At 67.7% G+C, this 25,452-nt stretch carries 18 protein-coding genes; 13 read left to right on the top strand and 5 right to left on the bottom strand.

The genetic code is table 11. The features are described from left to right. Nucleotides 1–27: 27 nt before the first annotated feature. The 8 genes from AC731_RS08000 to AC731_RS07965 all read left to right on the top strand — a co-directional run bounded on the left by AC731_RS08000 (nt 28) and on the right by AC731_RS07965 (nt 9,783). Nucleotides 28–681 carry a TetR/AcrR family transcriptional regulator gene (locus AC731_RS08000; RefSeq protein ID WP_048704961.1) on the top strand — a complete coding sequence of 218 codons (654 nt, stop codon included), beginning with the start codon at nt 28–30 and terminating at the stop codon, nt 679–681. Between the two features lie 356 nt (nt 682–1,037). Then, on the top strand, nt 1,038–2,783 hold the full coding sequence (locus AC731_RS07995) for a cache domain-containing sensor histidine kinase (RefSeq protein ID WP_048704959.1): 1,746 nt from the start codon (nt 1,038–1,040) through the stop codon (nt 2,781–2,783). Next, nucleotides 2,780–3,133 (top strand): response regulator, encoded by a 354-nt coding sequence (locus AC731_RS07990; protein ID WP_048704956.1) that lies wholly within the window; start codon nt 2,780–2,782, stop codon nt 3,131–3,133. Before AC731_RS07995 ends, AC731_RS07990 begins: the two co-directional genes overlap by 4 nt. Nucleotides 3,134–3,151: 18 nt before the next feature. Beyond that, nucleotides 3,152–4,024, top strand: a complete 873-nt coding sequence (locus AC731_RS07985) for a putative RNA methyltransferase (RefSeq protein ID WP_082794275.1) — start codon at nt 3,152–3,154, stop codon at nt 4,022–4,024. 74 nt (nt 4,025–4,098) lie between these two features. Continuing rightward, nucleotides 4,099–4,785: a DUF3334 family protein gene (locus tag AC731_RS07980; protein ID WP_004260753.1), complete on the top strand. Its 687-nt coding sequence runs from the start codon at nt 4,099–4,101 to the stop codon at nt 4,783–4,785. A gap of 189 nt (nt 4,786–4,974) precedes the next feature. Beyond that, on the top strand, nt 4,975–6,747 hold the full coding sequence (locus AC731_RS07975; RefSeq protein ID WP_048704954.1) for an N-acetylglutaminylglutamine amidotransferase: 1,773 nt from the start codon (nt 4,975–4,977) through the stop codon (nt 6,745–6,747). Between the two features lie 9 nt (nt 6,748–6,756). Beyond that, nucleotides 6,757–8,490: an N-acetylglutaminylglutamine synthetase gene (ngg, locus tag AC731_RS07970; RefSeq protein WP_048704952.1), complete on the top strand. Its 1,734-nt coding sequence runs from the start codon at nt 6,757–6,759 to the stop codon at nt 8,488–8,490. Nucleotides 8,491–8,562: 72 nt separating this feature from the next. Further along, nucleotides 8,563–9,783 carry an osmoprotectant NAGGN system M42 family peptidase gene (locus tag AC731_RS07965; RefSeq protein ID WP_048704950.1) on the top strand — a complete coding sequence of 407 codons (1,221 nt, stop codon included), beginning with the start codon at nt 8,563–8,565 and terminating at the stop codon, nt 9,781–9,783. Nucleotides 9,784–9,803: 20 nt separating this feature from the next. On the opposite strand, the gene AC731_RS07960 is transcribed toward AC731_RS07965, so the two are convergent. The 3 genes from AC731_RS07960 to AC731_RS07950 all read right to left on the bottom strand — a co-directional run bounded on the left by AC731_RS07960 (nt 9,804) and on the right by AC731_RS07950 (nt 13,518). Continuing rightward, on the bottom strand, nt 9,804–10,835 hold the full coding sequence (locus AC731_RS07960; protein WP_004260767.1) for a TRAP transporter substrate-binding protein: 1,032 nt from the start codon (nt 10,833–10,835) through the stop codon (nt 9,804–9,806). 83 nt (nt 10,836–10,918) lie between these two features. Next, nucleotides 10,919–11,629 carry a fumarylacetoacetate hydrolase family protein gene (locus AC731_RS07955; protein ID WP_048704948.1) on the bottom strand — a complete coding sequence of 237 codons (711 nt, stop codon included), beginning with the start codon at nt 11,627–11,629 and terminating at the stop codon, nt 10,919–10,921. 11 nt (nt 11,630–11,640) lie between these two features. Continuing rightward, nucleotides 11,641–13,518, bottom strand: a complete 1,878-nt coding sequence (locus tag AC731_RS07950) for an FAD-binding monooxygenase (RefSeq protein WP_048704946.1) — start codon at nt 13,516–13,518, stop codon at nt 11,641–11,643. A 145-nt stretch (nt 13,519–13,663) separates the two neighbouring features. Between AC731_RS07950 and AC731_RS07945 the strand changes: the two genes are divergently transcribed. The 5 genes from AC731_RS07945 (at nt 13,664) to AC731_RS07925 (ending at nt 22,896) form a co-directional block, all read left to right on the top strand. Then, nucleotides 13,664–14,629: a LysR family transcriptional regulator gene (locus tag AC731_RS07945; protein ID WP_048704944.1), complete on the top strand. Its 966-nt coding sequence runs from the start codon at nt 13,664–13,666 to the stop codon at nt 14,627–14,629. Then, nucleotides 14,622–15,839 (top strand): MFS transporter, encoded by a 1,218-nt coding sequence (locus tag AC731_RS07940; protein ID WP_048704942.1) that lies wholly within the window; start codon nt 14,622–14,624, stop codon nt 15,837–15,839. Before AC731_RS07945 ends, AC731_RS07940 begins: the two co-directional genes overlap by 8 nt. 127 nt (nt 15,840–15,966) lie before the next feature. Beyond that, on the top strand, nt 15,967–17,664 hold the full coding sequence (locus AC731_RS07935; protein ID WP_048704941.1) for an NAD(P)H-dependent oxidoreductase subunit E: 1,698 nt from the start codon (nt 15,967–15,969) through the stop codon (nt 17,662–17,664). After that, on the top strand, nt 17,661–20,504 hold the full coding sequence (gene fdhF / locus AC731_RS07930) for a formate dehydrogenase subunit alpha (RefSeq protein ID WP_048704939.1): 2,844 nt from the start codon (nt 17,661–17,663) through the stop codon (nt 20,502–20,504). Before AC731_RS07935 ends, fdhF begins: the two co-directional genes overlap by 4 nt. 208 nt (nt 20,505–20,712) lie before the next feature. Next, nucleotides 20,713–22,896 (top strand): malate synthase G, encoded by a 2,184-nt coding sequence (locus AC731_RS07925; protein ID WP_048704937.1) that lies wholly within the window; start codon nt 20,713–20,715, stop codon nt 22,894–22,896. 95 nt (nt 22,897–22,991) lie between these two features. Here the strand turns inward: AC731_RS07925 and AC731_RS07920 are convergent, their stop codons facing one another. After that, nucleotides 22,992–24,221 (bottom strand): sensor domain-containing diguanylate cyclase, encoded by a 1,230-nt coding sequence (locus AC731_RS07920; RefSeq protein ID WP_048704935.1) that lies wholly within the window; start codon nt 24,219–24,221, stop codon nt 22,992–22,994. Beyond that, entirely contained in the window at nt 24,218–25,339 is a 1,122-nt protein-coding gene (locus tag AC731_RS07915; RefSeq protein WP_082794274.1) for an ABC transporter substrate-binding protein, read from the bottom strand. The genes AC731_RS07920 and AC731_RS07915 overlap by 4 nt, the downstream gene beginning before the upstream one ends. Nucleotides 25,340–25,452 lie beyond the last annotated feature (113 nt).

Raw genomic sequence — 25,452 nt, 5'->3', positions numbered from 1 at the left:
GATGTGTAGCCCGGGTCGGTCGGGACCATGGCCAGACGGGAGACCTGTTTGAGGGAGCAGAAACCGGAAGGCGCACGGGCCGATGTGCGCCGCCACCAGATCCTGTCGGCCGCAGCCCGGTGTTTCCGTGAGAGGGGCTTTCACGGCGCCAGCGTTTCGCAGATCAGCAAGGCGGCGGGCATGAGCGCGGGCCATATCTACCATTACTTCGAGAACAAGGAGGCGATCATCAGCGAGATCGTCGACCAGGATCTCGAGCACCGGCTCGCGTTGACGGAGGTCTTTCGTTCGGCCGCGAGCAGTCGTCCGGCCCTGCGGGCACACATCGCCGGGGCGGTGGCCAGGCAGCTCGACGGCGATGCGGCGGCCTTGAAGGTGGAGATCGTTGCGGAGGCGGGGCGCAATCCCCGTGTTGCCGAGATCGTCAGGAAGGCGGACTCGATCGGCCGGCTGGAGTTGGCCAGCGCCATCAGGGATATCCGCAGGCGCGCCGGGTACGATGACCATCCGGGTGCAATCGATGAGATGGTCGAGCTCATCTCGGCGATGTACGGCGGCGTGCTGATGCGCAGCATCACCAATCCAGCCGTCGATGCAAACGCCTTGGCGGACCGGATCGTGAAGGTGATCGAGGCAACCCTGTACGGGGACGTGCCCGAGGCCGCGCCAGGGGGTGCGTGAGGCGCGGATCAGGGCTGGCTCGGGCGAACGCGGTGCATTGCATCGACGCTGCCGGGGATGCGGCGACCGGTGAAGGGATGGGTGAGCCGGGCGTCTGCACGTGAAGCAGCAGCGAGGCCGGCGCCGTCCGGTCAGTGATGGTATGGCGCTCCTTTGAAGATTGAATCAAATATGCCTTTTATGATTGATTAAATTAGAAAGCATTGTTTGGGGCGATGTTTTCGTGATAGCGTCGCGAGCATAGAATTCAACTTGCTCGCCATGCCGGGGTCGGCGACCCGCGCCGATCCGGACCTTTGGGCGATGATGGCCGCGACGGCTGGAAGGCGCCTCATCAGATGTCTACCTGCCCGAAAATGTCTTCAGAGCAGCGGAAACGCACCGCCGCAAGCGCCGAATCGAGGCTTGCCGATCCCACGGCGGGGCCGCTCGGGTGGCTGGCCGATGGCAAGCTCGCGTTCGTCGTCATCCTCTGCCTTGGCTTCGTGCTGCTCGTTTCGCTGTGGGCGGCGGTGCTCTACAAGGTAAAGGTCGAAGAAGCCCATGTCGCGGAAACGATCCGCCGCGACACCATGAATCTCGCGCGGGCCTTCGAGGAACACACCATCCGCACCCTCGGCAGCGTCGATCAGGCGCTGCTGTTCGTGAAGTACCAGTACGAGAAGATCGGCGACCGGCTCGACATCGCCGAGGCGGTAGGCGGCGGCATGATCATCAGCAGCCTGTTCAACCAGGTTGGGGTGATCAACGCGCAGGGCATCTACCACCTGTCGAACATTCCCGGCTTCAGCCGCATGGACCTGTCGGACCGGGAACATTTCCGCGTCCATGTCGAGGTCGACACCAAGGCCTACTTCGTCAGCAAGCCGGTGCTGGGGCGTGCGACGGGCAAGTGGTCGCTGCAGGTCTCGCGCCGGATCAACCAGGTCGATGGCAGCTTCGGCGGAGTCGCTGTGATCTCGGTCGATCCGTTCTATTTCACGAGCTTCTACAGCGATGTCGATGTCGGCACGCGCGGCGTGGTCACGCTGTTCGGCCTGGATGGCATCGTTCGCGCACGGCGCTCGGGCGAGATGACCGAGGTCGGGCAGGACATTTCGCGCTCCACGCTGATGAGTCTGATCCAGAACGAGCCGACCGGCCATTTCGTCGAGAAAAGCATGATCGACGGCGTCGAGCGGAGCCATAGCTACCGGCGTCTGCCCGGCCTGCAGTTGGGGGTGCTGGTCGGCGTCGATCGTGAAGGCGCGATGACGGATTTCGAGGCGCGCAAGGCGGGCTACTTCCGTTTCGCGAGCGCGATGACCCTGATCATCGTCGCCTTTGCCGGCCTGTCGGCCTGGCTGTTGTACCGCCAGCGCATGATTTCCCTCAGCTTGCGGGAAAGCCAGGCGCGGGCAGAGTCTGCCAACCGCCTCAAGTCCGAGTTCCTCGCGTCGGTGTCGCACGAGTTGCGTACGCCGCTCAATGGCATCATCGGCTACGCCGACCTGCTGCGCGAGACGGCTGACGATGAGGCCCACCGCGAGTACGCGGGCGTGATCTTCGACAGCAGCCAGCACCTGCTCGGACTGGTGAATTCCATCCTCGACATGGCGCGCGTCGAGGCGGGCGAGATGAAGCTCAAGCCCGAGCCGGTTCGCGTTGCCGCGCTGGTGGCGGAAGTCTGCGCCACCTACCAGCCGATCGCGACGCAAAAGGGGCTGGCCCTCTCGGGCAGCGGGCCGCAGGACGCGCAGCTGAGCATCGTCTGCGACCGCATTCGCGTTGCACAGATTCTGAACAATCTGGTGCATAACGCACTCAAATTCACCGACACGGGTTTCGTTCGTGTTCGGGCCTATCTGGACGATTGCGACTGTATCTTCGAGGTCGCGGACAGTGGCTGTGGCATCGACCCGCGCGACCAGGCGCTGATCTTCGAGCGCTTCCGTCAGGCTGACGCGTTCCTCACGCGCTCGCAGGCAGGCGCAGGGCTCGGGCTCGCCCTGTGCCGGGAACTGGCCGAGCTGATGGGCGGGCAGATCACGCTGCATTCCGCGCCGGGGCAGGGCAGCACGTTCAGCCTCGTCCTGCCCCTGGCGCCGAAGGAGGGCGCATGAGGATCCTCATCGTCGATGACCACCCGATCAACCGAACCTTGCCGGCGATCTGGCTGGGGCGGCGGGGTCATGAGGTCGTGGAGTGCGGCGACGGCCTTCAGGCGCTCGAGGCGATCGCGCACGAGCGCTTCGACGCCGTGCTGTTGGATATCTGCATGCCCGGCGTGTCGGGGCTGGATGTCTGTCGTCGGTTACGGGCGAGCGAGGGGCCGGACTGCCCGCGTATCGTCGCCTACACGGCGCATGCCGTTCCCGAGATGCTCGACGAGATGCATGAGACGGGATTCGATGAGATCCTGATCAAGCCCATCACCGAAGAAGGCCTGCTGCGCGCCCTGCGGCTCACCTGAGCGGTGCCACGAGGCACAATGGCGGCCCGTGACACCCACCGCGACTGCTGCTTCATGCGTCTTCCTTTCCTCCACCTTGCCTGCCCGCTCGACGGCGCGCCGCTGCGGCAGGACGGCGCCGTGTGGCGCTGCCCGTCCGGCCACAGTTTCGACTCGGCGCGGGAGGGCTACATCAACCTGTTGCCCGTGCAGAACAAGCGCTCGCTCAATCCGGGCGACAGCAAGGAGATGGTCGCTGCCCGCAGGCGTTTCCTCAATGCCGGCCACTACCAGCCGATCGCTTCGACCGTGGCGCGGATGGTGCTCGACGGCCTGCCGGAACGCGCGGCGTGCCTCGATGCCGGCTGTGGCGAGGGTTATTACCTGCGCCGGCTCGCGGATGCCGCGCACGGTCGGCAGCTCGCCCTGCTGGGCCTCGACATCTCCAAGTGGGCGGTGCAGGCCGCCGCCAGGCAGCAACGCGACGCCATCTGGGTCGTGGGCAGCAATGCCAACCTGCCGGTGCTGGCGCAGACGCTCGATCGCGTGATCTGCATGTTCGGGTTCCCGGTGTATGGCGAGTTCGCGCGCGTGCTCAAGCCGGGCGGCGAACTGCTGCAGGTCGATGCCGGCGCCGACCACCTGCGCGAGTTGCGCGAAGTCATCTATCCCAGCCTGAAGCCGGAGCGTCGCTCCGAACCGGAGGCGCCAGCCGGCTTCACGGTGGCGGGAACCGAGACCTTGCGCTTCACGGTCGATCTGGCGGGCTCTGAGCCAATCGCCGACCTGCTGCTGATGACGCCGCACCTGTTTCGCGCAACGGCGGAAGGGCGCGCACGCGCGGCGGCGCTGACCGAGCTGTCGCTGACGGTCGATGTGCGCCTGCTGCTGTTGCGGCGGACCGCGGCCTGAAGAACGGCTGCCGCGTTGGTGGGCGCTGTGCTATAGATGGCGAACGACCTTTCCAACCCGGATGAATGACTCGAATGAGCACGCAAGACAACAATGTGGTGTTCGGCACCGAAGACCTGCTGCGCAGCCTCTGTGATTCCGTTTCAAAGGTGCTGACGCTCGCCACCCACAGCGGAATCCGCTACTCGGGCATGGTGCAGCGGATCACCAAGACCTGCCTCAAGCCGGACATCGGCTGCTTCGTGCTCTTCGATGGCGGGTTCTCCGGGCTGGTGGTGATCAACTTCTCGGCCCAGGCCGCCATGGAGCTGTACGAGAAATACCTGCTCAACATGGGCATGTCGAAGAGCGACCTCGCCTCGTCCTACACCAGCGACGAAGTCAGCAACGTGATGGGCGAACTGATGAACCAGATCGTCGGCGACTTCACCGGCAAGGTCGGGCGCGAACTGCAGACGCACATCACGCAGAACCAGCCGAAGATGCTTGTGCTCAACAAGCAGGTCATCCTCAGCGTGGACACCAACCTCGACAATCCCGAAGCCCGGCGCGTGACCTTTTACACCGGGCAGAACAACATCTTCTACCTCGAGCTGGCAGTGGATCGCGCCGAGTTCATCAAGCTCAACGATTTCGACGCCAACGAGGTGCCGGACCCGGACGAGCTGCTGGCGCAGAACCGTTACACCGACGGCGAGGTGAGGCCGGCGGTCGTTGCCGACAGCGAGCAGGACGAGTTGCTGAAGTCGCTGGGCATGTGATTGCTGCGCCGGCCTGCCGGCCGGCCTTCAACTGACCGCACCCCTTTGCGCCGAAGAGGTGCCGGTCGGAAGTGCTGCGACACGCAGCATGACGCTTGGCCGATCTGGAAGGGGATGCTATCGGCTTTAAATGTTTGGACAAAACAAATTTGTTAGAATGTTGGCCTCAGACACGGCCAAGGAAGTTCAATGTGCGGCATCTCAGGTGAAGTTCGGTTCGATGGGCGTTCCCCCGACCTGGCAGCGCTTTCGCGGATGAACGCGCAGCAGCGGCGGCGCGGGCCGGATAGTGGTGGTGTGTTCGCACAGGGGGCCCAGGCCTGGGGCCACCGCCGTCTCAAGATCATGGACTTGTCCGAATCGGCCCAGCAGCCGATGGTGGATCCCGAACAGGGGATCGGCATCGTCTTCAATGGCGCGATCTACAACCACCCCGAACTGCGCCGCGAACTCGAAGCCAAGGGTTACCGCTTCTACTCGCACGGCGACACCGAGGTGCTGCTCAAGGCCTACCACGCGTGGGGCGAGGACTTCGTGCAGCGGCTCAACGGCATGTTCGCGTTCGCGATCTGGGAGCGTGACAGCGGTCGCGTCCTGCTCGGGCGCGACCGGCTCGGCATCAAGCCCTTGTACTACGCCGAGATCGAGGGTGGCCTGCGCTTCGCGTCCGCACTGCCCGCGCTGCTCGCAGCTGGAGGCGTCGACACCTCGATCGACCCGGCCGCGCTCAACCACTACCTGTCCTTCCATGCCGTCGTTCCGGCGCCGCACACGCTGCTGGCCGGCGTGCGCAAGCTGCCGCCGGGGACGCTGATGCGCATCGAACCCGATGGCCGCCGCAGCGAGCGCCGCTTCTGGTCGTTGCGCTATGAACGCGATGCTGCCGACGAGACGCGCAGCTTCGAGGAATGGACTGAAATTCTGCTCGACGGCCTGCGCGGCGCGGTGCGGCGACGGCTGGTGGCGGACGTGCCGGTTGGCGCGCTGTTGTCGGGCGGGGTGGATTCGAGCCTGATCGTCGGCTTGATGGCCGAAGCCGGGGTTCGCGACCTGCGCACCTACAACGTCGGCTTCGAGGATGTGGGCGGCGAGAAGGGCAACGAGTTCGAGTACGCCGACATCGTCGCGCGCGAGTTCGGCACCGTCCACGAGCGCATCTTCGTGCCTGAATCCGAACTGCTCAGGCGCCTGCCGGAGGCGGTCGAAGCGATGAGCGAGCCGATGGTCAGCCACGACTGCATCGGCTTCTACCTGCTGTCCGAAGCGGTTTCGCGCCACAGCAAGGTGGTGCAGAGCGGGCAGGGGGCGGACGAGGTCTTCGGCGGCTATCACTGGTATCCGAAGCTCGCCGGCAGCGCCGATCCGGTGGCGGACTACCTCGCGGCCTTCCGCGACCGCGATTTCGGGGAGTACGCGCGCGTCGTCGCGCCGCCGTGGCTGGGCGTGGATGCCAGCGCGGCCTATGTGGCGGCCAGCTTCAACGCGCCGGGTGCCGACGACCCGGTGGAGAAGGCGCTGCGACTGGATACGACCGTGATGCTGGTCGACGATCCGGTCAAGCGTGTGGACAACATGACCATGGCCTTCGGGCTCGAGGCGCGCGTGCCTTTCCTCGACCACGAACTGGTCGAGCTGGCGGCGCGCATTCCCGCGCGGCACAAGCTGGCGCACGGCGGCAAGGGCGTGCTCAAGGAGGCTGCGCGCAAGCTGATTCCGGGCGCGGTGATCGACCGGCCCAAGGGCTACTTCCCGGTGCCCGCGCTCAAGTACCTGCAGGGGCCGGTGCTCGAACGCGTGCGCGATGCCCTTTCCAGCCGTTCGGCGCGCGAGCGCGGCCTGTTCCGCCAGGACTACGTCGACATGCTGCTGGCCGAGCCCGGCAAGCACATCACGCCGTTGCGCGGTTCCAAGCTCTGGCAGCTCGGCCTGCTCGAGTGGTGGCTGCAGACCCATGTCGGCTGAGGACGCACGATGATCCGCAAAGAGATTGCGCGCGCCCTGCGCGCGGGGCAGTCCGCCCTCAGCCTGCACACGAATCCGCCCGAACGCGAGACCATGCCCTCGGACGTGATCATCGAGTGCGGTTGGGGGCGCCTGCTGCCGGCGCAGACCTGGCGCGACCCGGCTTTGTTGGCGACGGCCCTGCTGCAGGAGCGGCCCGGCCAGCGCGACATCGCCTTCTACGTCGAGAAACCGCAGGTGGTCGTCGCCAGCGCGCCGCAGCAACTCTTCCTCGACCCGTCCGATGCCTTCCGCCTGCAGTTTGCGTCCTACCGCACCCGGCGCGCTGCCCGGCGCGGCTTCACGCTGCGCCGGCTGCGCACGCGCGCCGACGTCGCCGCGATCAACGCGCTCTACCGGGCACGGCGCATGGTGCCGGTCGACCCGCTGCGCGTATGGCGCGAGCGTGCCAGCCGTGGCATTACCTACGCGCTGGCGGAGGATCGCGACAGCGGCGAGGTGATCGGCGTGGCGATGGGGCTGGATCACGTCGAGGAGTTCGCCGATGTCCATAACGGCGCCAGCCTGTGGGCCCTGGCCGTGGCGCCGCAGGCTACGCATCCGGGCATCGGCGAGGCGCTGGTGCGCTATCTGGCCGAGCACTATCAGGCGCGCGGCCGTGCCTGGATGGATGTGTCGGTGATGCACGACAACGAGCAGGCCATCGCGCTGTACGAGAAGCTCGGCTTCCAGCGCATCCCGGCCTTCGCGGTGAAGCGCTGCAATGCGATCAACGAGCCCCTGTTCACCGGCGGCCACGCGGCGCTGGAGGGACTCAACCCCTATGCGCGGCTGATCGTCGACGAGGCGGTGCGCCGCGGTGTTCACGCCGAAGTCGTCGATGCGGAGAACGGCTACTTCCGCCTCACGCTCGGTGGGCGCAGTATCGTCTGCCGCGAGTCGCTGTCGGAGCTGACGTCGGCGGTGGCCATGAGCCGCTGCCAGGACAAGCGGGTGACGCTGAAGCTGCTTGCCGCAGCGGGACTGGCGGTGCCGCAGCAGGCCGACGCGGCCGACGAGGGCGGGTGGCTGGCCTTGCTCGCATCGAGCGGCGCCGTGGTCGTGAAGCCGGTCGAGGGCGAGCAGGGCAAGGGCATCAGCGTGAATCTGCGCAGCGCGGATGAGGTCCGCGCGGCGATCGCGCGCGCTCGCCAGTTCTGCGACCGGGTGGTCGTCGAGCAGTTCTGCGCCGGGCATGACCTGCGCATCGTCGTCATCGACTTCCGCGTGGTCGCCGCCGCGGTGCGCCGGCCTCCGGTCGTTGTCGGCGATGGCCACAGCAGCGTGCGCGCGCTGATCGACAAGCAGAGCCGGCGCCGGGCGGCCGCGACCGACGGCGAGTCGCGCATCCCGCTCGACGCCGAAACCGAGCGCTGCATCGCCGCGCAGGGCGCGTCGCTCGATACGGTGCTGCTGGCCGATACGCGCCTGCAGGTGCGCAACACCGCCAACCTGCATACCGGCGGCACCATCCACGACGTCACCGCCGAACTGCATCCGGCCCTGCGCGAGGCGGCGGAGCAGGCCGCCCGCGCGCTCGACATCCCTGTGACGGGGCTGGATTTCCTGGTGACGGCGGTCGATGGGCCCGACTACGTGATCATCGAGGCCAACGAGCGTCCGGGCCTCGCCAACCATGAACCGCAGCCGACGGCGGAGCGTTTCGTCGATCTGCTGTTCCCGCGCACGCGCGCCGTCGCCTGAGCCGGGCGACGGGCGCGGTGACCCTCGCCGAAGTGCGAGGGCCCGACGCGGTACCTGACGGAAGGAGCACGCATGAACGAACCGCGCCATCCCCACGCGCTGGAGATCGACTACGCCTACCTCGAGGAAACCCTGCTGCAGTTGCTCGCCATCCCCAGTCCGGTGGGGTTGACCGATGCCGTGGTGCGCTACACCGCCGGTCGCTTCGCCGCGCTCGGCATCCCCTACGAGATCACCCGCCGCGGCGCCATCCGCGCCACGCTGAAGGGGCGCGAATCGCAGCCCGCGCGCGCCGTGGTCGCCCACCTCGACACCCTGGGGGCGATGGTGAAATCGCTCAAGGCCAACGGCCGGCTGGAGATCGTGCCGATCGGCCACTGGTCGGCACGCTTCGCCGAAGGCTCGCGCCTGACGATCTTCACCGACAGCGGCCAGGTGCGCGGCACCTGCCTGCCGCTGAAGACCTCGGGCCATGCCTTCGGCGGCGAGATCGACACCCAGCCGGTGGGCTGGGAACACGTCGAGGTGCGGGTCGACCTGCCGGCCGAGGATCGTGCCGCGCTCGAGGCCGCCGGGCTCAATGTCGGCGACTGGATCGCCTTCGACCCCCAGCCCGAGATCCAGCCCGACGGTTACATCAACTCGCGCTACCTCGACGATAAGGCGGCGGTGGCCGCGCTGCTGACCGCGTGCAAGGCGATCCGCGACCGCGGCTTCGCGCTGCCGGTGGACGTGCATCCACTGCTGACGATTACCGAGGAGATCGGCTCCGGCGCCTCGGCGGCGCTCCACGGCGACATCGCGGAGATGGTGAGCCTGGACATTTCCATCGCCGCGCCCGGGCAGAACACCTCCGAGCACGCGGCCACCATCTGCATGCAGGACATGTCGGGCCCCTTCGACTACCACCTCACGCACAAGCTCATCGCGCTCGCAAAGGAGCAGGGCATCGCCCATCGGCGCGACATCTTCCGCTACTACCGTTCGGATTCCGCCGCCGCGGTCGAGGCCGGTAACGACATCCGCACGGCGCTGATCGGCTTCGGCGCCGACGCCTCGCATGCGCAGGAACGCACTCACCGCGACGCGCTGGTGGCGCTGACGCAACTGGTGATTGCCTACATGACCAGCGAGCCGGTGGCGCGACGCGACTGCCGGTCCATGGGTTCGCTCGACGGCTTCACCGAGCAGCTATGCCCCGGCGACATGCTGGTGCCGAGCACGCCGCTGCCGGTGCCGGAGTCCTTCCTCGGCGATCCGGTGCAGCAACAGACGGACTCCGAGCGGCACTGAGGGCCGCTCGGGCGAAGGCGTTATCGCGAGTACTTGTCGACCAGGGCGACGGCATCCTCGTACAGCTTCTGGCCGTCGGCGCCCTTGGCACTCGTTTCCTTGATCCACTCGTCGGTCACGGGCCGGGCAGCGGTCTGCCAACGCGCCATCTCGTCTGCGGGGATCGTGTAGACGGTGTTCCTGGCGTCGGTTGCCAGCTTGCGGCCGACGGTGTCGGCCTCGGCGTGCTGGACGGCGACCCACGCCGAGAACTCGCGGCCGCTGTTGTCGTCGATGACCTTCTGCAGATCGGGCGGCAGGCTGTCGTACTTCTTTTGGTTCATGACGTAGATCATCGTCGCGGTGGTCAGGGTGCGTGCGCCACCGGGCTCGCCGTGGAACTGCGTGAGTTCGTGCGTCTTGGTGGCCGGCACCACTTCCCACGGCACCAGCGTGCCGTCGATGACACCCTTGGACAGGCTTTCCGCCATCTGCGGTACCGGCATGCCGACCGGCGTCGCGCCCAGCGCGGCCAGCAGCTTGTTGCCCAGCCGCGAGGGCGCGCGCACCTTCAGGCCCTTCAGGTCGTCGAGCGTGTTGACCTGACGGTCGCGGGTGTGGAGCACGTTGGGACCGTTCACCCACACGGCCAGCGGCTTGAGGCCGGCGAATTCCTTGGCCGAGTGGGACTGCACGAAGTCCCACATCGCGCGCGCGGATGCCTCGTGGTTCGTCGTGACGAAGGGCAGTTCGAACACCTCGGAGGTCGGGAAACGGCCGGGGGTGTAGCCCGGCAGGGTATAGACGATGTCGGCCACGCCGTCGCGCACCTGGCTGAGCAGCTGTGGCGGCGTGCCGCCAAGCTGCATGGCCGGATAGATCTGGCACTTGAGCCTGCCCTGCGACTCCGCCGCCAGCTTGTCGCACCAGGGCGCGATGACCTTGGTGTGGATCGGCGCCATCGCCGGCAGCAGATGCGCGACCTTGATCACGATCGGCTCGGCCTGGGCGTGGGCCTGGAGCGGCAGTGCCAGGGCGGCGAAGGTGCAGAGCACGGTGGTACGAAATTGCATGGAAGTGTCTCCTCTGTCGGGGGCGGGTTTCAGGCCCGCTGTGTTGTGTGTTCGTACATTCGCGGCGCAGCGGCTAGGGCTGGTTATTCCGGCTCGCCGATCTGCAGCGTGATATCGCCCACGCCTTCGATGTGGCCCTGCAGGCGGTCGCCCGGCTTGACCGCGCCGACGCCTTCCGGCGTGCCGGTGTAGATCAGGTCGCCGGCCTGGAGGTGGTAGAACTGCGACAGGTCGGCGATCAGCTCGCGCAGGTTCCAGATCAACAGCGACAGATCGGCCGATTGCCGCGTCTGGCCATTGACCTGCAGTGCGATGGCGCCCCGGTCGGGCACGCCGAGTCCGGCAGCGGGCACGATTTCGCCGCAGATCGCGCCCTGCTCGAAGTTCTTGCCCAGGTCCCAGGGACGGCCCTGGTCACGGCCGGCCTTCTGCAGGTCGCGGCGGGTCATGTCGAGGCCGGCGGCATAGCCATGGATCAGCCTGTCTGCTTCCGCTTCGGCGACGCGGAAGCCTGCGGCGCCGATGGCGACGACCAGCTCCATCTCGTACTGGTAGTCCTGCGTGCCGGGCGGATAGGGCACGGTGGCGCCCGACTCGACCAGGCTGCCCGCGTCCTTCATGAAGTAGAAGGGGCGCATCGTCGCCTTGTCGATCGGGTTGCCCATCTCGATGGCGTGGGCGTGGTAGTTGCGTCCGACGCAGAAGATGCGCCGGACGGGAAAGCGGGCATCGCAGCCTCGAACCGGAAGCGAAGGGGTGGGTGCCGGGGACCACAGGTAGCGGATGCCGCTCATCAATACCTCGCTCAGTGACGATCGATCAGGAAAGCCGCGAAGAATGCCGTCAGCGCGTCGTGTGCGTCCAGCGGCAGCACGTTGGCGACGTATTGATCGGGGCGAACCACGACGATCGCACCTTGCGCACGGTCGATGCCGCGCAGCTCGAAGATGTCCTGGCCGCTCTTGAGGTCGGGCGCGAAGGCTTTCTCGTAGTCGAGCAGCCCGAAGCGGCCCTTGGGCGGCAGCAGCATCGTCGGCAGCTCGTCCACCTTGAGCTCGCGGTGGTATTGCTGGAACACCGCGCGCACATCGATGACGCTGTCGGGGTCGGCGCCGGCCGGGGTGAAACGGCGCACCGGCGAGTCGGACGAGTCGGCAAGGAAGTCCATCAGGCCGCGCAGCCGGGTGCCGCTGGCATCGGCGAAGGCGTAGATGCGCCAGGCGGCATCGGCGCGGGCGACGTGACCCAGCTGCATCGGCTTGGCGTCGGCCAGGCGCACGACCGGTGCCGAGTGAAAGCGCGTGCCGATGGTGAAACCCGTGGCCAGCGCCTGGTGCGTGTCGGGTGCGGTCAGCACCGTGGCAGGCGGATAGTGGGTGGCCATGCCGGCAGTGAAGCGGCCCGACTTGACGAAGTAGGCCTGCAGCTCGGCGGGGTCGACGCCGCCGCGTTCGGGGTGCGCGGGGTCCCTCGGCGGCGAGGCCATGATCTTCGACCATTCGCGATCGAAGTCGATGAGGCCCTGGGCGATCGCGTGGCGCTCGGTCGAGTAGGTGCGCAGCAGTTCGGGCCTGGCGCGCCCCTCCAGCACCGAGATCAGCTTCCAGCCCAGGTTGAAGGTGTCCTGCATCGACACGTTCATGCCCTGGCCGGCCTTGGCGCTGTGGGTGTGGCAGGCGTCGCCGGCGATGAACACGCGGGGCAGGCGCGAGCCGGCGTGCTCGGGCAGGACGTCGTCGAAACGGTCGGTGACGCGCTGGCCGACCTGGTACACCGAGAACCACACCACGTGGCGCACGTCGAGCGTGTAGGGATGCAGCACGCGCTGGGCGGTGGCGATGACCTGTTCCTGCGTGATGTCGCGGATGGCGTCGCGATTGTTCGGATCGACTTCGCCGAGGTCGACGTACAGCCGCACCATGTAGCCGCCTTCACGCGGAATCAGCAGGATGTTGCCTTCGTCGGCGGACTGGATGGCCGACTTCAGGCGGATGTCGGGGAAGTCGGTGACGGCCAGCATGTCGACCACGCCCCACGCGTGGTTGGCGAAATCGCCGTGCAGCTTCGCGCCGATCGATTCGCGCACCTTGCTGCGGGCACCGTCGCAGCCGACCACGTACTTCGCGCGGATCGTCTTCATGATGCCCGTGTTGACGTCGCGCAGCCTGACCTCCACCGGATACTCGCCTTCGGCATCGACCTTCAGCGCGTCGAACTCCAGGCCATAGTCGCATTCCAGGCGCGACGGCGACTTGCGCATGTAGTCGAGCAGCATCTGCTGCAGGCGGGCCTGGTTGACGATGAGATGCGGGAACTCCGACAAGCCATCCTCGACGTCCTGCACGCGGCCGGTACGGGCGATCTTGTTGCGATCGTCCGGCGACGGGCGCCAGAACACGGTTTCGTTCACCCAGTAGCCTTCGCGCACCAGCTCCTCGGCCAGGCCGAAGGCCTGGAAGGTCTCGACCGTGCGGCAGGCCACGCCATCCGCCTGACCCAGCTCGAGCGGACCGTTGCGGCGTTCGACGAGACGGGTGCGGATCTTGGGGAAGGACGACAGCTGGGCCGCCAGCAGCGCGCCGGCGGGACCGCTGCCGATGATGACGACGTCGGCGGTCTCGGGCAGGGCGGCATCCTGCAGGGTGGGGTCGCCGGGCTTGTAACCGTTCAGATAGAACTGCATGGTGTGGTCTCTCCGATGGATCAGTGTGTTTATTGCTTTCATCAAGCAAATTTAGGTGGCTGCGACTTTATCGATCGGACAGAATTCAATCCATGCAATGAATCGAATAGCTCCGATTCGATAATCGAATAAATTTCAGCCCCGTATGAACCCTTGCTCCCTCGACATCCGCCTGCTGCAGGTCTTCGACGAGATCTACAAGACACGCAGCGTCAGCCGCGCAGCCGACCAGCTCGGGCTGGGGCAGCCGCAGGTCAGCATCGCCCTCGGCAAGCTGCGTCAGCATTTCGGTGATCCGCTGTTCGTGCGCATTGCCGGCAGCATGGAGCCGACGCCGCTGGGGGAAGAACTGGTGCAGCCGATCCGCAAGGCGATCGATGCGCTCAACGTCGCGCTCGGCCATCGCAGCGTGTTCGACCCGGCGACGGCGCAGCGCAGCTTTCGCATCGCGATGACCGACATCTCGCAGTTCGTGCTGCTGCCGCGTCTGTGGGCGCACGTGCGCAGCCTGGCGCCCGGCGTGCGTATCGAGGTCTTCAACCTGACGGCCGACACGGCGCAGATGCTCGAGGCCGGCGATGTCGACCTGGCGCTGGGGTTCATGCCGCAACTCGATGCGGGTTTCTACCAGCAGTCGCTGTTCCGTCAGCACTATGTCTGCCTGGCAAGCGCCGAGCATCCGCGACTCCGCGACGGCCTCAGCCTTGCGCAGTTCGAGGCCGAGGATCACGCGGTGGTGACGACGTCCGGCACGGGGCATCTGTACATCGACCGCGAGGTCCTGCGGCAGAAGATCATGCGCAAGGTGGCGCTGCGCATCCCCAACTTCATCGGCGTGTCCTTCGTCATCGAGCAGACCGACCTGCTGGTCATCGTGCCCAGCCGGTTCGGCGAGATGCTGGCGGAGCGCGGCAGGGTCCGCTGCTATCCGGTGCCGTTCGCCTTGCCCCAGTACGCGGTCAAGCAGCACTGGCACGGGCGTTTCCACCACGAGCCCGGCAATCGCTGGCTGCGGAGCGTGATCCGGGAACTGCACGGCGAGCGGAGCGGCGACGAGGAACTGATGCCGGCCGCGGATGACGGAGGAAACCGGGGAGAGGCGGATGAGTGAATCGACGCGGAGCGTGTCCGTCACGCACTGGCTGGCGGTATCCGCCGCGCTGCTGTGCGGCGTGGCGATTGCAGCCAACGTGGGCAAGGTGTCGATCATGATCACGGCGCTGCGCGATGCCTTCGGTCTGAGCCTGGTCGAGGCGGGCTGGCTGTCGTCGGCGATCAATGTGCTGGCGGTTTCGGTGGCGGTGGTGTTCGGTCTCTCGGCTGATCGGATCGGCGGCTTGCGGCTGTGCCTTGCGGGCATCGGCTTCGGCATCGCAGGCGGTGTGGGCAGCGTGCTGGCAACGAGCTTTCCGCTGTTGCTCGCGGCGCGCGTGGTCGAGGGCGCCGCCTATATCGCGGTCGCGGTGTCGGCGCCGATCCTGCTGTCGGCGGCCAGCCGGCCGGCGGACCGGCGCTTCGTGCTGGGGGTATGGGCGGCCTACATGCCGGCGGGCATCGGTCTGGTGATGATCGCGGCCCCCATGCTGCAGGGCGTCGGTGGCTGGCAGGCGATCTGGTGGTTCGCGATCGCGCTGCTTGCGGCAGGCGGGGCGTCGGTGTGGTGGCAGCGTCGGCACTACCATTTCGCCGAGGCGCCTGCCGCAGACGACGGTGCGCTGGCCGTCGCCCGCGAGGTGATGCGCCAGCCGCTGGCGTGGGTCCTTGGCCTGCTGTTCGCCACCTGGTCGGTGCAGCACTTTACCCTGATCGTGTGGCTGCCCACCTTCCTGCGCGACCAGCGTGGGCTGGAGATCGGCTGGGTCGCACTGCTGTCCTGCGTGATGGTGCTGGTGAATGTGCCGGGCAACGTCATCGGTGGGGCACTGCTGCGGCGCAATGTGGCGCGCGGCAGACTGCTGGTGCTGGGCAGCGGGTTGAGCGGCGTGTGCATGTATGCCGCCTTCTCGCCGACGCTGTCCGATGGCCTGCGCTACCTCGCCTGCCTGGGCGTGTCCTTCATCGGCGGCCTGATCCCGTCGTCGATCCTGTCGGCCTCGACCGTCATCGCCCGTACCTCGCGCCAGATCGGCACTTTCCAGGGCTTGAATATGCAGATCTCGAATCTGGGCCAGCTGCTCGGCCCCCCGTTGCTGGCGGCGCTGGTGGCCACCCGCGGCAGTTGGGAAGGGGCCGTGGCGCTCCCCGTGGGGGCGGCCGTGGCCGGCGTGGTGCTGGGCATCGTGGCGTGGCGGCTGGAGCGCGCTTACCACAGCGTGCCGTAGTGCGGAACCTGAGCCGGAGTGGGCGCAGCGTGGCGCATCCCCTGGGGAGTGTCGCGGTGCGTTTTCGTGTTCGTCTGGCACCAAAACTGCTTGGCCTTGTGAGAACCGCACTGAGGAGACTTCAGCCATGCCCCCCCAGAAAGGCGCGCGCGGACCGACGCGTCCGCCCCTGCCCGACGCCGCGCTTGCCGCGGCCCGCGCCGCGATCGGCGGCGAGACTCCGCGCCGCGACCGCCTGATCGAATACCTGCATCGCCTGCAGGACGCGCACGGCGCGCTGTTCGCCGACCATCTCGCCGCGCTGGCCGAAGCGATGAAGCTGGCGCGCGCCGAGGTGTTCGAGGTCGCGACCTTCTATCACCACTTCGATGTCGTCGGTGAGGGCCAGACGCCACCGCCGCCGCTGACGGTGCGGGTGTGCGATTCGCTGACCTGTGCGATGCACGGCGGCGCGGCGCTTGCGCAGGCGCTGGAGGGCCGGTTCGGCGCCGGGGTGCGCGTGCAGCGGGTGCCCTGTGTCGGTCGCTGCGATTGCGCGCCCGTGGCCGTGGTCGGCCAGAATCCGGTGGTGAAGGCGGATGCGGACACCGTGGCCGCGGTGGTCGCGTCCGGTGAGCGCACCGAGCCGCTGCCGGAGATCGTCGATTTCGACGCCTACCGTGCGGCCGGCGGTTACCGCCTGTTCGAGACAGTGTGCGAGGGTGCATGCAGCGGCGAGTCGATCATCACCGCGCTGGAGGCTGCAGGCCTGCGTGGCCTGGGCGGCGCGGGCTTTCCGTCGGCGCGGAAGTGGCGCTCGGTGATGGCTCAGCCGGCACCGCGCAACATGGCGGTGAACATCGACGAGGGCGAACCGGGCACCTTCAAGGACCGCCATTACCTGGGCAGCGACCCGCACCGTTTCATCGAGGGCATGCTGATCGCCGCCCGTGTCGTCGGCGTCGCGGCGATCTGGATCTACATCCGTGACGAATATCCGGCTCTGCGTCACATGCTGAATACCGAACTCGACAAGGTGCGCGCCGCCTGGCCCGATCTGCCGCCGATCGAGGTGCGCCGCGGCGCGGGCGCCTACGTGTGCGGCGAGGAGTCGGGGATGATCGAATCCATCGAAGGCAAGCGCGGCATGCCGCGGCTGCGTCCGCCCTATGTGGCGGAGGTCGGCGTGCTCGGCCGCCCGACGCTGGTGCATAACCCCGAGACGCTATGGTGGGTGCGCGGCATCGTCGAGTACAGCCAGCAGGGCAAGGACTGGCTCGATGGCCGTGGCCGCAACGGGCGCAAGGGGCTGCGCAGTTTCTCGGTCAGCGGCCGGGTGGCCTTGCCGGGCGTGGTGGTTACCGATGCCGGCATCACGCTGCGCCAGCTCATCGACGAGCATTGCGGCGGCATGCTGCCGGGGCACGATCTGTATGGCTACTTTCCCGGCGGCGCGTCGGGCGGCATCCTGCCGGCCAGCCTGGCCGACGTGCCGCTCGATTTCGACACCCTGGCGCCCTACGGCTGTTTCATCGGCTCGGCCGCCATCGTCGTGTTCTCCCAGCACGACAAGGCGCGTCTGCTGGCCGAGAACGCGATGCACTTCTTCGCCCATGAATCCTGCGGCCAGTGCACGCCGTGCCGTGTCGGCACCGACAAGGCCGCGCGCCTGATGGCGGCGCCGGAGTGGGATGCCGGTCTGCTCGGGGAACTGGGGCAGGCGATGATGGACGCCTCGATCTGCGGCCTGGGGCAGGCCGCGCCGAATCCGATGCGATCGGTGCTGCGCTTCTTCCCGCACGAGGTGGGTGCGCCGGTCACGACCGAGAAGGAGGGTGCGCAATGAGCATCGCGACCCAGGACAGCGCCGCCCCGTTGGCGGCCGACTCCATCCGCTTCGAACTCGATGGCCGCCCGGTCGAGGCTGCGCCGGGCGAGTCCATCCTGCTCGCCGCGCGCCGCGCGGGCGTCGAGATCCCGCATCTGTGCTACACGGACGGCTTGCGCGCCGACGGCAACTGCCGCGCCTGTGTGGTCGAGATCGACGGCGAGCGCGTGCTGGCGCCGTCCTGCTGCCGCGCGCCGAAGGCGGGCATGAAGGTGCAGTCGGCCAGTGCGCGCGCCCTGGCCTCGCAACGCATGGTGCTGGAGTTGCTGCGCGCCGATGTGCCGGCCGCAGCCGAGAAACCGGATTCCGAACTCGCCCGATGGTGCCGCGCGCTCGGCGTCAGCGGAAGCCGCTTCGAGGCGCGTGAGCAGCCTGCGCCGGATGTCAGCCATCCGGGCATCGCAGTCGATCTGTCCGCCTGCATCCAGTGCAACCGCTGCCTGCGGGCCTGCCGCGAGATCCAGGTCAATGACGTCATCGGTTACGCGCACCGTGGCGCCGAGTCGAAGATAGTGTTCGATTTTGATACAGCGATGGGCGTGTCGAGCTGTGTCGGGTGTGGCGAATGTGTGCAGGCCTGCCCGACGGGCGCGCTGGCGCCGGCCGTGACTGCGACGACGGCGACAACGACAACGACAACGACGACGGCGCTGGCCGAGCCGCGGGAAACCCCGGCGGCCCGCAACTGGGTGCCGACCAGGCGCGTCGATTCGCTGTGCCCCTATTGCGGCGTCGGCTGCCAGGTGAGCTACCACGTAGCGGGTGAGGGCGCGGCGCAGAAGATCGTCTTCGCCGAGGGCCGCGACGGTCCGGCCAACGCCGGCCGCCTGTGCGTGAAGGGCCGCTACGGCTTCACCTACAGCCGCAACCGCCAGCGCCTGACCGTGCCGCTGATCCGCAAGCCCGGCATCCCGAAGGGCGTCAATCTCGACCCGGCCGATCCGCTGGCCGCCTTCCGCGAGGCGAGCTGGGAGGAGGCGCTCGACTTCGCCGCCGCCGGCCTGCGTCGCATCAAGGACGCGCACGGGCCGCACGCGCTGGCCGGCTTCGGGTCGGCCAAGGGCAGCAACGAGGAGGCCTACCTGTTCCAGAAGCTGGTGCGCACCGGTTTCGGCACGCACAACGTCGATCACTGCACGCGGCTGTGCCATGCGTCGTCGGTGGCGGCGCTGCTCGAAGGCATCGGTTCGGGCGCGGTGTCCAACCCGGTGCGCGACGTCGAGTTCGCCGACCTTGCCATCGTCATCGGCGCCAACCCGGCAGCGAATCACCCGGTTGCGGCGAGCTTCATGAAGAACGCCGCCGAGCGCGGCGTGAAGCTGGTGATGATGGACCCGCGCGAGACGCCGCTCGCCCGCCATGCCTGGCGCTTCCTGCAGTTCCACCCGGATGCCGACGTCGCGCTGCTGCTGTCGATGGCGTGCACGATCATCGAGGAGGGCCTGACCGACCCGGACTTCATCGCCGCCCGTACCGAGGGCTTCGAGGCTTTCCGCGACGCCGCGCTGAAGTACACGCCCGAGCGCATGGAGGCCGTCACCGGCATCCCCGCCGCCACCGTGCGCGAGGTCGCGCGCGCCTACGCCCGTGGTCCCAACAGCATCATCTTCTGGGGCATGGGCGTGTCGCAGCACACCCACGGTACCGACAACTCGCGCTGCCTGATCGCGCTGGCGCTGATGACCGGCCAGATCGGCCGACCCGGCACCGGCCTGCATCCGCTGCGCGGGCAGAACAACGTCCAGGGCGCGTCGGACGCCGGCCTGATCCCGATGATGCTGCCTGACTACCAGCGCGTGTCCGAGCCGGGGGTGCGGGCGCGCTTCGAGGCGCTGTGGCAGGCTCCGCTGTCGGACACCCCGGGCCTGACCGTGGTCGAGATCATGGACGCTGCCTGCGAGGGCCGCATCCGCGCCATGTACATCGAGGGCGAGAACCCGGCGATGTCCGACCCCGATCTCGACCACGCGCGGGCAGGGCTGGCGAAGCTGGAGCACCTCGTGGTGCAGGACATCTTCCTGACCGAGACCGCGATGCTGGCCGACGTCGTACTGCCGGCATCCAGCCTCTACGAGAAGACCGGCAGCTTCACCAACACCGACCGTCTCGTTCAGCTCGCGCAGCCGGTGCTGCCGCTGCCCGGTGACGCACGCCAGGACTGGTGGATCATCCAGGAAATGGCGCGGCGCCTGGGTCTCGACTGGCATTACGCCGGCCCGCACGAGGTCTTCGCCGAGCTGGCGCAGGCGATGCCGAGCTATGCCGGCCTGAGCTGGGACATGCTGGAACGGGAGGGCGCGGTGGTGGCGCCCAAGTTCTCGGCGGCGGAACCCTCCCAACCCGTGCTGTTCCAGCAGACCTTCCCGACTGCCAGCGGGCGCGGACGCTTCGTGCCGGTGTCGCCCTTGCCGGCGGCCGAACTACCCGACGACGACTACCCGATGGTGCTCATCACCGGCCGCGTGCTGGAACACTGGCACACCGGCAGCATGACCCGGCGCGCCGACGTGCTCGACGCGCTCGACCCGGTGCCGTGGTGCGGCATGCATCCGGACGACCTGGCCTCGATCGGCGTGTCTTCCGGCGGGCGCGTTCGCCTGCAGACGCGGCGCGGGCAGCTGGAGCTGGAGGCGAGGGCGGACGAGGGGGTGCGTCAAGGCTCGGTCTTCATGGCGTTCTGCTACCACGAGGCGGCGGCCAACCTGCTGACCCAGCCGGCGCTCGACCCCTTCGGGAAGATTCCCGAGTTCAAGTATTGCGCGTTGCGGGTGTCGCCGGCGGCTACGGTGCCGGGCTGATGCGGCCGCGGGACGGGCGCGCCACGCCTGTCGATGAGGCCGCGTCGTCTTGGATGACACCCGTGTTGATATCCCGTGTGTCTTATAGAGGACTTTTGCCGTCCACCCTTGACCCAAGCACAAATCGGTCGCATCCTCGCGTTCGCCTGCGCTGCAACAATGTTGCCAGCGTTTGGTTTCCCATGAATGATTCCAGAGAGTGCGTAACATGACCGAGAGAGTGAACTGCCATCGCCTGCAGGTGGCTGCGAACCTGAAGCGTTTCATCGAAGAAGAGGCCCTGCCGGGCACCGGCGTAGATGTCGCCGCCTTCTGGAAAGGCTTCGATGCGCTGGTACATGATCTCGCTCCGAAGAACCGCGCCCTGCTGGCCGAACGCGACCGCCTGCAGACCGAGCTCGACACCTGGCACCGCGCCAACCCGGGCCCGATTGCCGACATGGCCGCCTACCGCGCCTTCCTGGAGTCGATCGGTTACCTGCTGCCGCAGCCGGCCGGCGTCAAGGTCGATACCGCCAACGTCGATAGCGAACTGGCCGCTCAGGCCGGCCCGCAGCTGGTGGTGCCGGTGATGAACGCCCGCTACGCGCTCAACGCGGCCAACGCCCGCTGGGGTTCGCTGTACGACGCGCTGTACGGCACCGACGCCATCCCGCACACCGACGGGGCCGAGATCACCAAGGGCTACAACCCGGTGCGCGGCGCCAAGGTCATCGCCTTCGCGCGCAACGTGCTCGACCAGGCCGCGCCGCTGGCCGGCGCCTCGCATGCCGACTCGACCGCCTATGCCGTGGTCGATGGCAAGCTTGCCGTCACGCTCAAGAACGGTTCCACCGTCGGCCTGCAGCAGCCCGAGAAGTTCGTCGGCTACCAGGGCGATGCCGCCGCGCCGAGTTCGCTGCTGCTGAAGAACAACGGCCTGCACATCGATGTCCAGATCGACCGCAACGGCGCCATCGGCAAGACCGACGCCGCCGGCATCAACGATCTGGTCATGGAAGCCGCCGTGTCCACCATCATGGACTGCGAGGACTCCATCGCCGCGGTCGATGCCGACGACAAGGTCGACGTCTATCGCAACTGGCTGGGCCTGATGCAGGGCACGCTGACCGAAGACCTGGAAAAGAACGGCAAGACCATCACCCGCCGCCTGAACCCGGATCGCGAATACACCGCGGTGGCCGGCGGCACGCTGCGCCTGCATGGCCGCTCGCTGCTCTTCATCCGCAACGTCGGCCACCTGATGACCAATCCGGCCATCCTCGACGGCGAAGGCAAGGAGATCCCCGAGGGCATCCTCGACGGCGTCGTCACCACGCTGATCTCGATGCACGATCTCCAGCGCAAGGGCAACTCGCGCACCGGCAGCATGTACATCGTCAAGCCGAAGATGCACGGCCCGGCCGAAGTCGCCTTCGCCGACGAACTGTTCGCTCGCGTCGAAGACCTGCTCGGCCTGCCGCGCAACACGATGAAGATGGGCATCATGGACGAGGAGCGCCGCACCTCGATCAACCTGATGGCCTGCATCGCCGCCGCCAGGAGCCGCGTCGCCTTCATCAACACCGGCTTCCTCGACCGCACCGGCGACGAGATGCACACCGCCATGGAAGCGGGCCCGATGATCCGCAAGGGTGACATGAAGTCCAGCGCCTGGATCCAGGCCTACGAGCGCAACAACGTGCTGGTCGGCCTTACCGCCGGCCTGCGCGGCAAGGCCCAGATCGGCAAGGGCATGTGGGCCATGCCCGACCTGATGGCCGCCATGCTCGAGCAGAAGATCGCTCACCCGAAGTCTGGCGCCAACACCGCCTGGGTGCCGTCGCCGACCGGCGCCACGCTGCACGCACTGCACTACCACCAGGTCAACGTGGCCGCGATCCAGCAGGAGATGGAGAAGGTCGACCTGGCCGCCGAGCGCGATACGCTGCTCACCGGCCTGCTGACCGTGCCGGTCGCTGCCCAGGCTGACTGGAGCGCCGAGGCACGCCAGCAGGAGCTGGACAACAACTGCCAGGGCATCCTCGGCTACGTGGTGCGCTGGGTGGAGCAGGGTGTGGGCTGCTCGAAGGTGCCTGACATCAACAACGTCGGCCTGATGGAAGACCGTGCCACGCTGCGCATCTCCAGCCAGCACATCGCCAACTGGCTGCGCCACGGCGTCGTTTCCGCCGAGCAGGTCGATGCCACGCTGCGCCGCATGGCCGCGGTGGTGGATGGCCAGAACGCAGGTGACGCCGCCTACCGTCCGATGGCGCCGAACTTCGACGACTCGGTCGCCTTCCAGGCTGCCCGTGCGCTGATCTTCGAAGGCTGCGCCCAGCCCAGCGGCTACACTGAGCCGCTGCTGCACCGCTATCGCCAGGTCTTCAAGGCCAAGGTCGGCGCCTGATCGAGCTCGGGCTTCGAACGAAAACGCCGGCCGCTGCGCCGGCGTTTTTTTCGCCTGCCGTATGGACGGGGCGGGGGTGAGCGGTGTCCCGGGCCTCAGCCGCAGACGCGGTTGCGCCCCTGTTCCTTGGCGAGGTAGAGCCATTTGTCGGCGCGGTCGATCCAGTCGGCCAGCGCCTCGCCCGGCGCGTATTGCGCCACGCCGAAGCTCGCCGTGAGGCGGATCGGCCTGTCGTCGATCGTGAGCGGCTCGGATTCCACCACCACGCGGATGCGCTCGGCCAGCGCGCGGGCGCGGTCGAGCGTGGTCTCGGGCAGCACGATCACGAACTCCTCGCCGCCGTAGCGTACGACCCAGTCGATGTGGTCGCGGACCTGGGCCTTCAGGCTCGCGCTGAACGCGCGCAGCACCTCGTCGCCGGCGTTGTGGCCCCAGGTGTCGTTGATGCGCTTGAAGTGGTCCGCATCGGCGAACACGATGGACAGGGGGCGCCCGTAGCGGTCGGCGCGCTCGACTTCGTCGGCGATGCGTTCGTCGAACAGGCGGCGGTTGAAGCAGCCCGTCAGCGTGTCGGTGGTCGACAGCGTGCGGATCGAGGCCAGTGCGGCTTCGAGGTCGTGCGTGCGGGCTGCCACCTGATGGTCGAGGTTGCGGATGTGGCTGTCGATGCCGCGCTGCAGGATCTCGAAGCCCTCGACGACGAGGTCGATCTCGTCGCGCTGATGCCGCGGGCCGCGGTCGACCGTCAGCGGCGTGGTCAGCCGTTCGGGCGACAGCGTCTTGACGAACTCGGCGATGTGGCGCAGCGGACCCAGCTCGCGCCGCAAGGCGACCAGGACCAGGCCGCACATCAGCAGCGTCAGCACGGCGTAGCCGAGCAGGCCGACGCCGATGGTGGTCGCCAGTTCGCGGTAGAACGCGCGGGTGTCGGCGACGATCTCGAGCGTGCCGATGGGTTCGCCCTGCAGGGTCGGATTGGGCACGTCGAAGCGCCGCGCTTCGGTGAAGTCGCGTGCATCCGGGTCGCCCGCCTCGAAGACGCGTCCGACGTCGGTCACCAGGCGGACGTGGCCGATCGCGTGCTGGCTGGCGAGCTGGTGCAACTGGCGCCGGATGGTATCGGGCTCGATGTCCCACACGGCGACCGACAGCAGGGGCACGTGGGTCAGGCCCGCTGCCTCGATCGACTGCGAGAAGCGCTGCCTCACTTCCTGCGACAGGTGCAGCGTCTGCACGCCGCCGATGAGCAGTGCGCAGGCGCTGGCGTAGAGGAGGATGCGCCTTGCCAGTCGGGCGGCGATCGAATGGGTCGGGGCGTCGCTCATGGCGTGCCGCGTCCCTTCAGCAACTGGCGGAAGCCGAAGTCGTAGCGCGTGATTGCCGGGTTGTGGACCTTGCTGAAGCGGCGAAAATCGATGGCGTCGAAGTGGCCCTTACCGTAGCGCCGCTCGAAGGTGCCGGCATCGCGTACGCTGAAGAGCGGAAACACCGATGCGCTCAGTTCGAGGCCCTCGCTGTCGGCGAAGTCGACACCGTGATGGTAGTCGTACAACATCACCACGGCCCAGGCGCCGACGATGAAGTGCCCGCCGGACAGCGCCGTCAGGCGACCCGAGCGCAGCGCCTTCATGGCCTCGCCCGAGGTGTTGATGCCGCTGAACCAGGCGTCGTGACCGGGCTGCCCGCCACGCGCTTCCCACGATGCCATGGCACCGAAGGCCATCTGGTCGTTTGCCGCCCACACGAGTCGCGCGTGGGGAAAGCGCTGGAACAGCCAGGCGCTCTGCTCGGTGGCCTTCTCGCGGCTGAAGGCGCCGAACACCTCCTGGTCCAGCACCGCGTCGCCGGCTTCCTCGACCGCCTTGCGCATGCCTTCGCTGCGCCGGATCGAGGTTGGCGTGGCGCGGTCGGCCGCGATCGCCAGCAGGTGCAGCTTGCCGTCGGGGCCGAAGGCACGCGCTTCACGGCCCTTGTCGATGAGGGCCTTCGCGGTGAGGTAGCCGGCCTCCTCGGCACGCGGCTCGATCGAACCGAGCCAGTGGCGGTACGTATCGCGCGGGGTGCCCACCAGCGCGCGTTCCTGGGCACCCTGTATGCCGCTATAGACGAGCAGGGTCCTGAGACCGGCCTCGTCGAGGATGCGCAGCGCTTCGGGCGCCACGCCCCCTTCGTTGACCAGCATGACGTAGTCCGGACGCCGCTCGGCCGGGCGCGCGGCAAGTCCGCGCACCACCTCGAGCGCGGCGAGATGCTGGCGCTCGAGGTAGATGAGCTCGAGGTCGACGCCAAGCGCGCGGGCGGCTTCTTCGGCGGCACGTGCCGAGGTGTGCCAGAACATCTCGCTCGACTTCCCCGGGTTGATGAAGGTCACCGACATCGCCCCGGCGGGCGAGAGCACGGCGGCGAGCAGCAAAACGATCATCAGGCGCAGGATCGGGCGCATTCGGGTCTGGTCTTTTCGGGGACGGTGCCGCGGCAGTGGGCGGCGTAGAAGCGGCTCAATCCGGGCGTTTCGGCGGGACCCAGCATTCTACTTGAGTAAGGTCGTGACGTTTG

Origin of the sequence: Thauera humireducens (genome assembly GCF_001051995.2) — a bacterium.
GTDB lineage: Bacteria > Pseudomonadota > Gammaproteobacteria > Burkholderiales > Rhodocyclaceae > Thauera > Thauera humireducens.
This window is presented reverse-complemented; position numbering and strand designations above follow the sequence as displayed.

What these genes read in the sequence shown, in the direction of transcription:
- AC731_RS08000 (WP_048704961.1), top strand. Translation starts at nt 28, where the DNA reads ATGGCCAGACGGGAGACCTGTTTGAGGGAGCAGAAACCGGAAGGCGCA.
- AC731_RS07995 (WP_048704959.1), top strand. Translation starts at nt 1,038, where the DNA reads ATGTCTTCAGAGCAGCGGAAACGCACCGCCGCAAGCGCCGAATCGAGG.
- AC731_RS07990 (WP_048704956.1), top strand. Translation starts at nt 2,780, where the DNA reads ATGAGGATCCTCATCGTCGATGACCACCCGATCAACCGAACCTTGCCG.
- AC731_RS07985 (WP_082794275.1), top strand. Translation starts at nt 3,152, where the DNA reads ATGGCGGCCCGTGACACCCACCGCGACTGCTGCTTCATGCGTCTTCCT.
- AC731_RS07980 (WP_004260753.1), top strand. Translation starts at nt 4,099, where the DNA reads ATGAGCACGCAAGACAACAATGTGGTGTTCGGCACCGAAGACCTGCTG.
- AC731_RS07975 (WP_048704954.1), top strand. Translation starts at nt 4,975, where the DNA reads ATGTGCGGCATCTCAGGTGAAGTTCGGTTCGATGGGCGTTCCCCCGAC.
- ngg (WP_048704952.1), top strand. Translation starts at nt 6,757, where the DNA reads ATGATCCGCAAAGAGATTGCGCGCGCCCTGCGCGCGGGGCAGTCCGCC.
- AC731_RS07965 (WP_048704950.1), top strand. Translation starts at nt 8,563, where the DNA reads ATGAACGAACCGCGCCATCCCCACGCGCTGGAGATCGACTACGCCTAC.
- AC731_RS07960 (WP_004260767.1), bottom strand. Translation starts at nt 10,835, where the DNA reads ATGCAATTTCGTACCACCGTGCTCTGCACCTTCGCCGCCCTGGCACTG.
- AC731_RS07955 (WP_048704948.1), bottom strand. Translation starts at nt 11,629, where the DNA reads ATGAGCGGCATCCGCTACCTGTGGTCCCCGGCACCCACCCCTTCGCTT.
- AC731_RS07950 (WP_048704946.1), bottom strand. Translation starts at nt 13,518, where the DNA reads ATGCAGTTCTATCTGAACGGTTACAAGCCCGGCGACCCCACCCTGCAG.
- AC731_RS07945 (WP_048704944.1), top strand. Translation starts at nt 13,664, where the DNA reads ATGAACCCTTGCTCCCTCGACATCCGCCTGCTGCAGGTCTTCGACGAG.
- AC731_RS07940 (WP_048704942.1), top strand. Translation starts at nt 14,622, where the DNA reads ATGAGTGAATCGACGCGGAGCGTGTCCGTCACGCACTGGCTGGCGGTA.
- AC731_RS07935 (WP_048704941.1), top strand. Translation starts at nt 15,967, where the DNA reads ATGCCCCCCCAGAAAGGCGCGCGCGGACCGACGCGTCCGCCCCTGCCC.
- fdhF (WP_048704939.1), top strand. Translation starts at nt 17,661, where the DNA reads ATGAGCATCGCGACCCAGGACAGCGCCGCCCCGTTGGCGGCCGACTCC.
- AC731_RS07925 (WP_048704937.1), top strand. Translation starts at nt 20,713, where the DNA reads ATGACCGAGAGAGTGAACTGCCATCGCCTGCAGGTGGCTGCGAACCTG.
- AC731_RS07920 (WP_048704935.1), bottom strand. Translation starts at nt 24,221, where the DNA reads ATGAGCGACGCCCCGACCCATTCGATCGCCGCCCGACTGGCAAGGCGC.
- AC731_RS07915 (WP_082794274.1), bottom strand. Translation starts at nt 25,339, where the DNA reads ATGCGCCCGATCCTGCGCCTGATGATCGTTTTGCTGCTCGCCGCCGTG.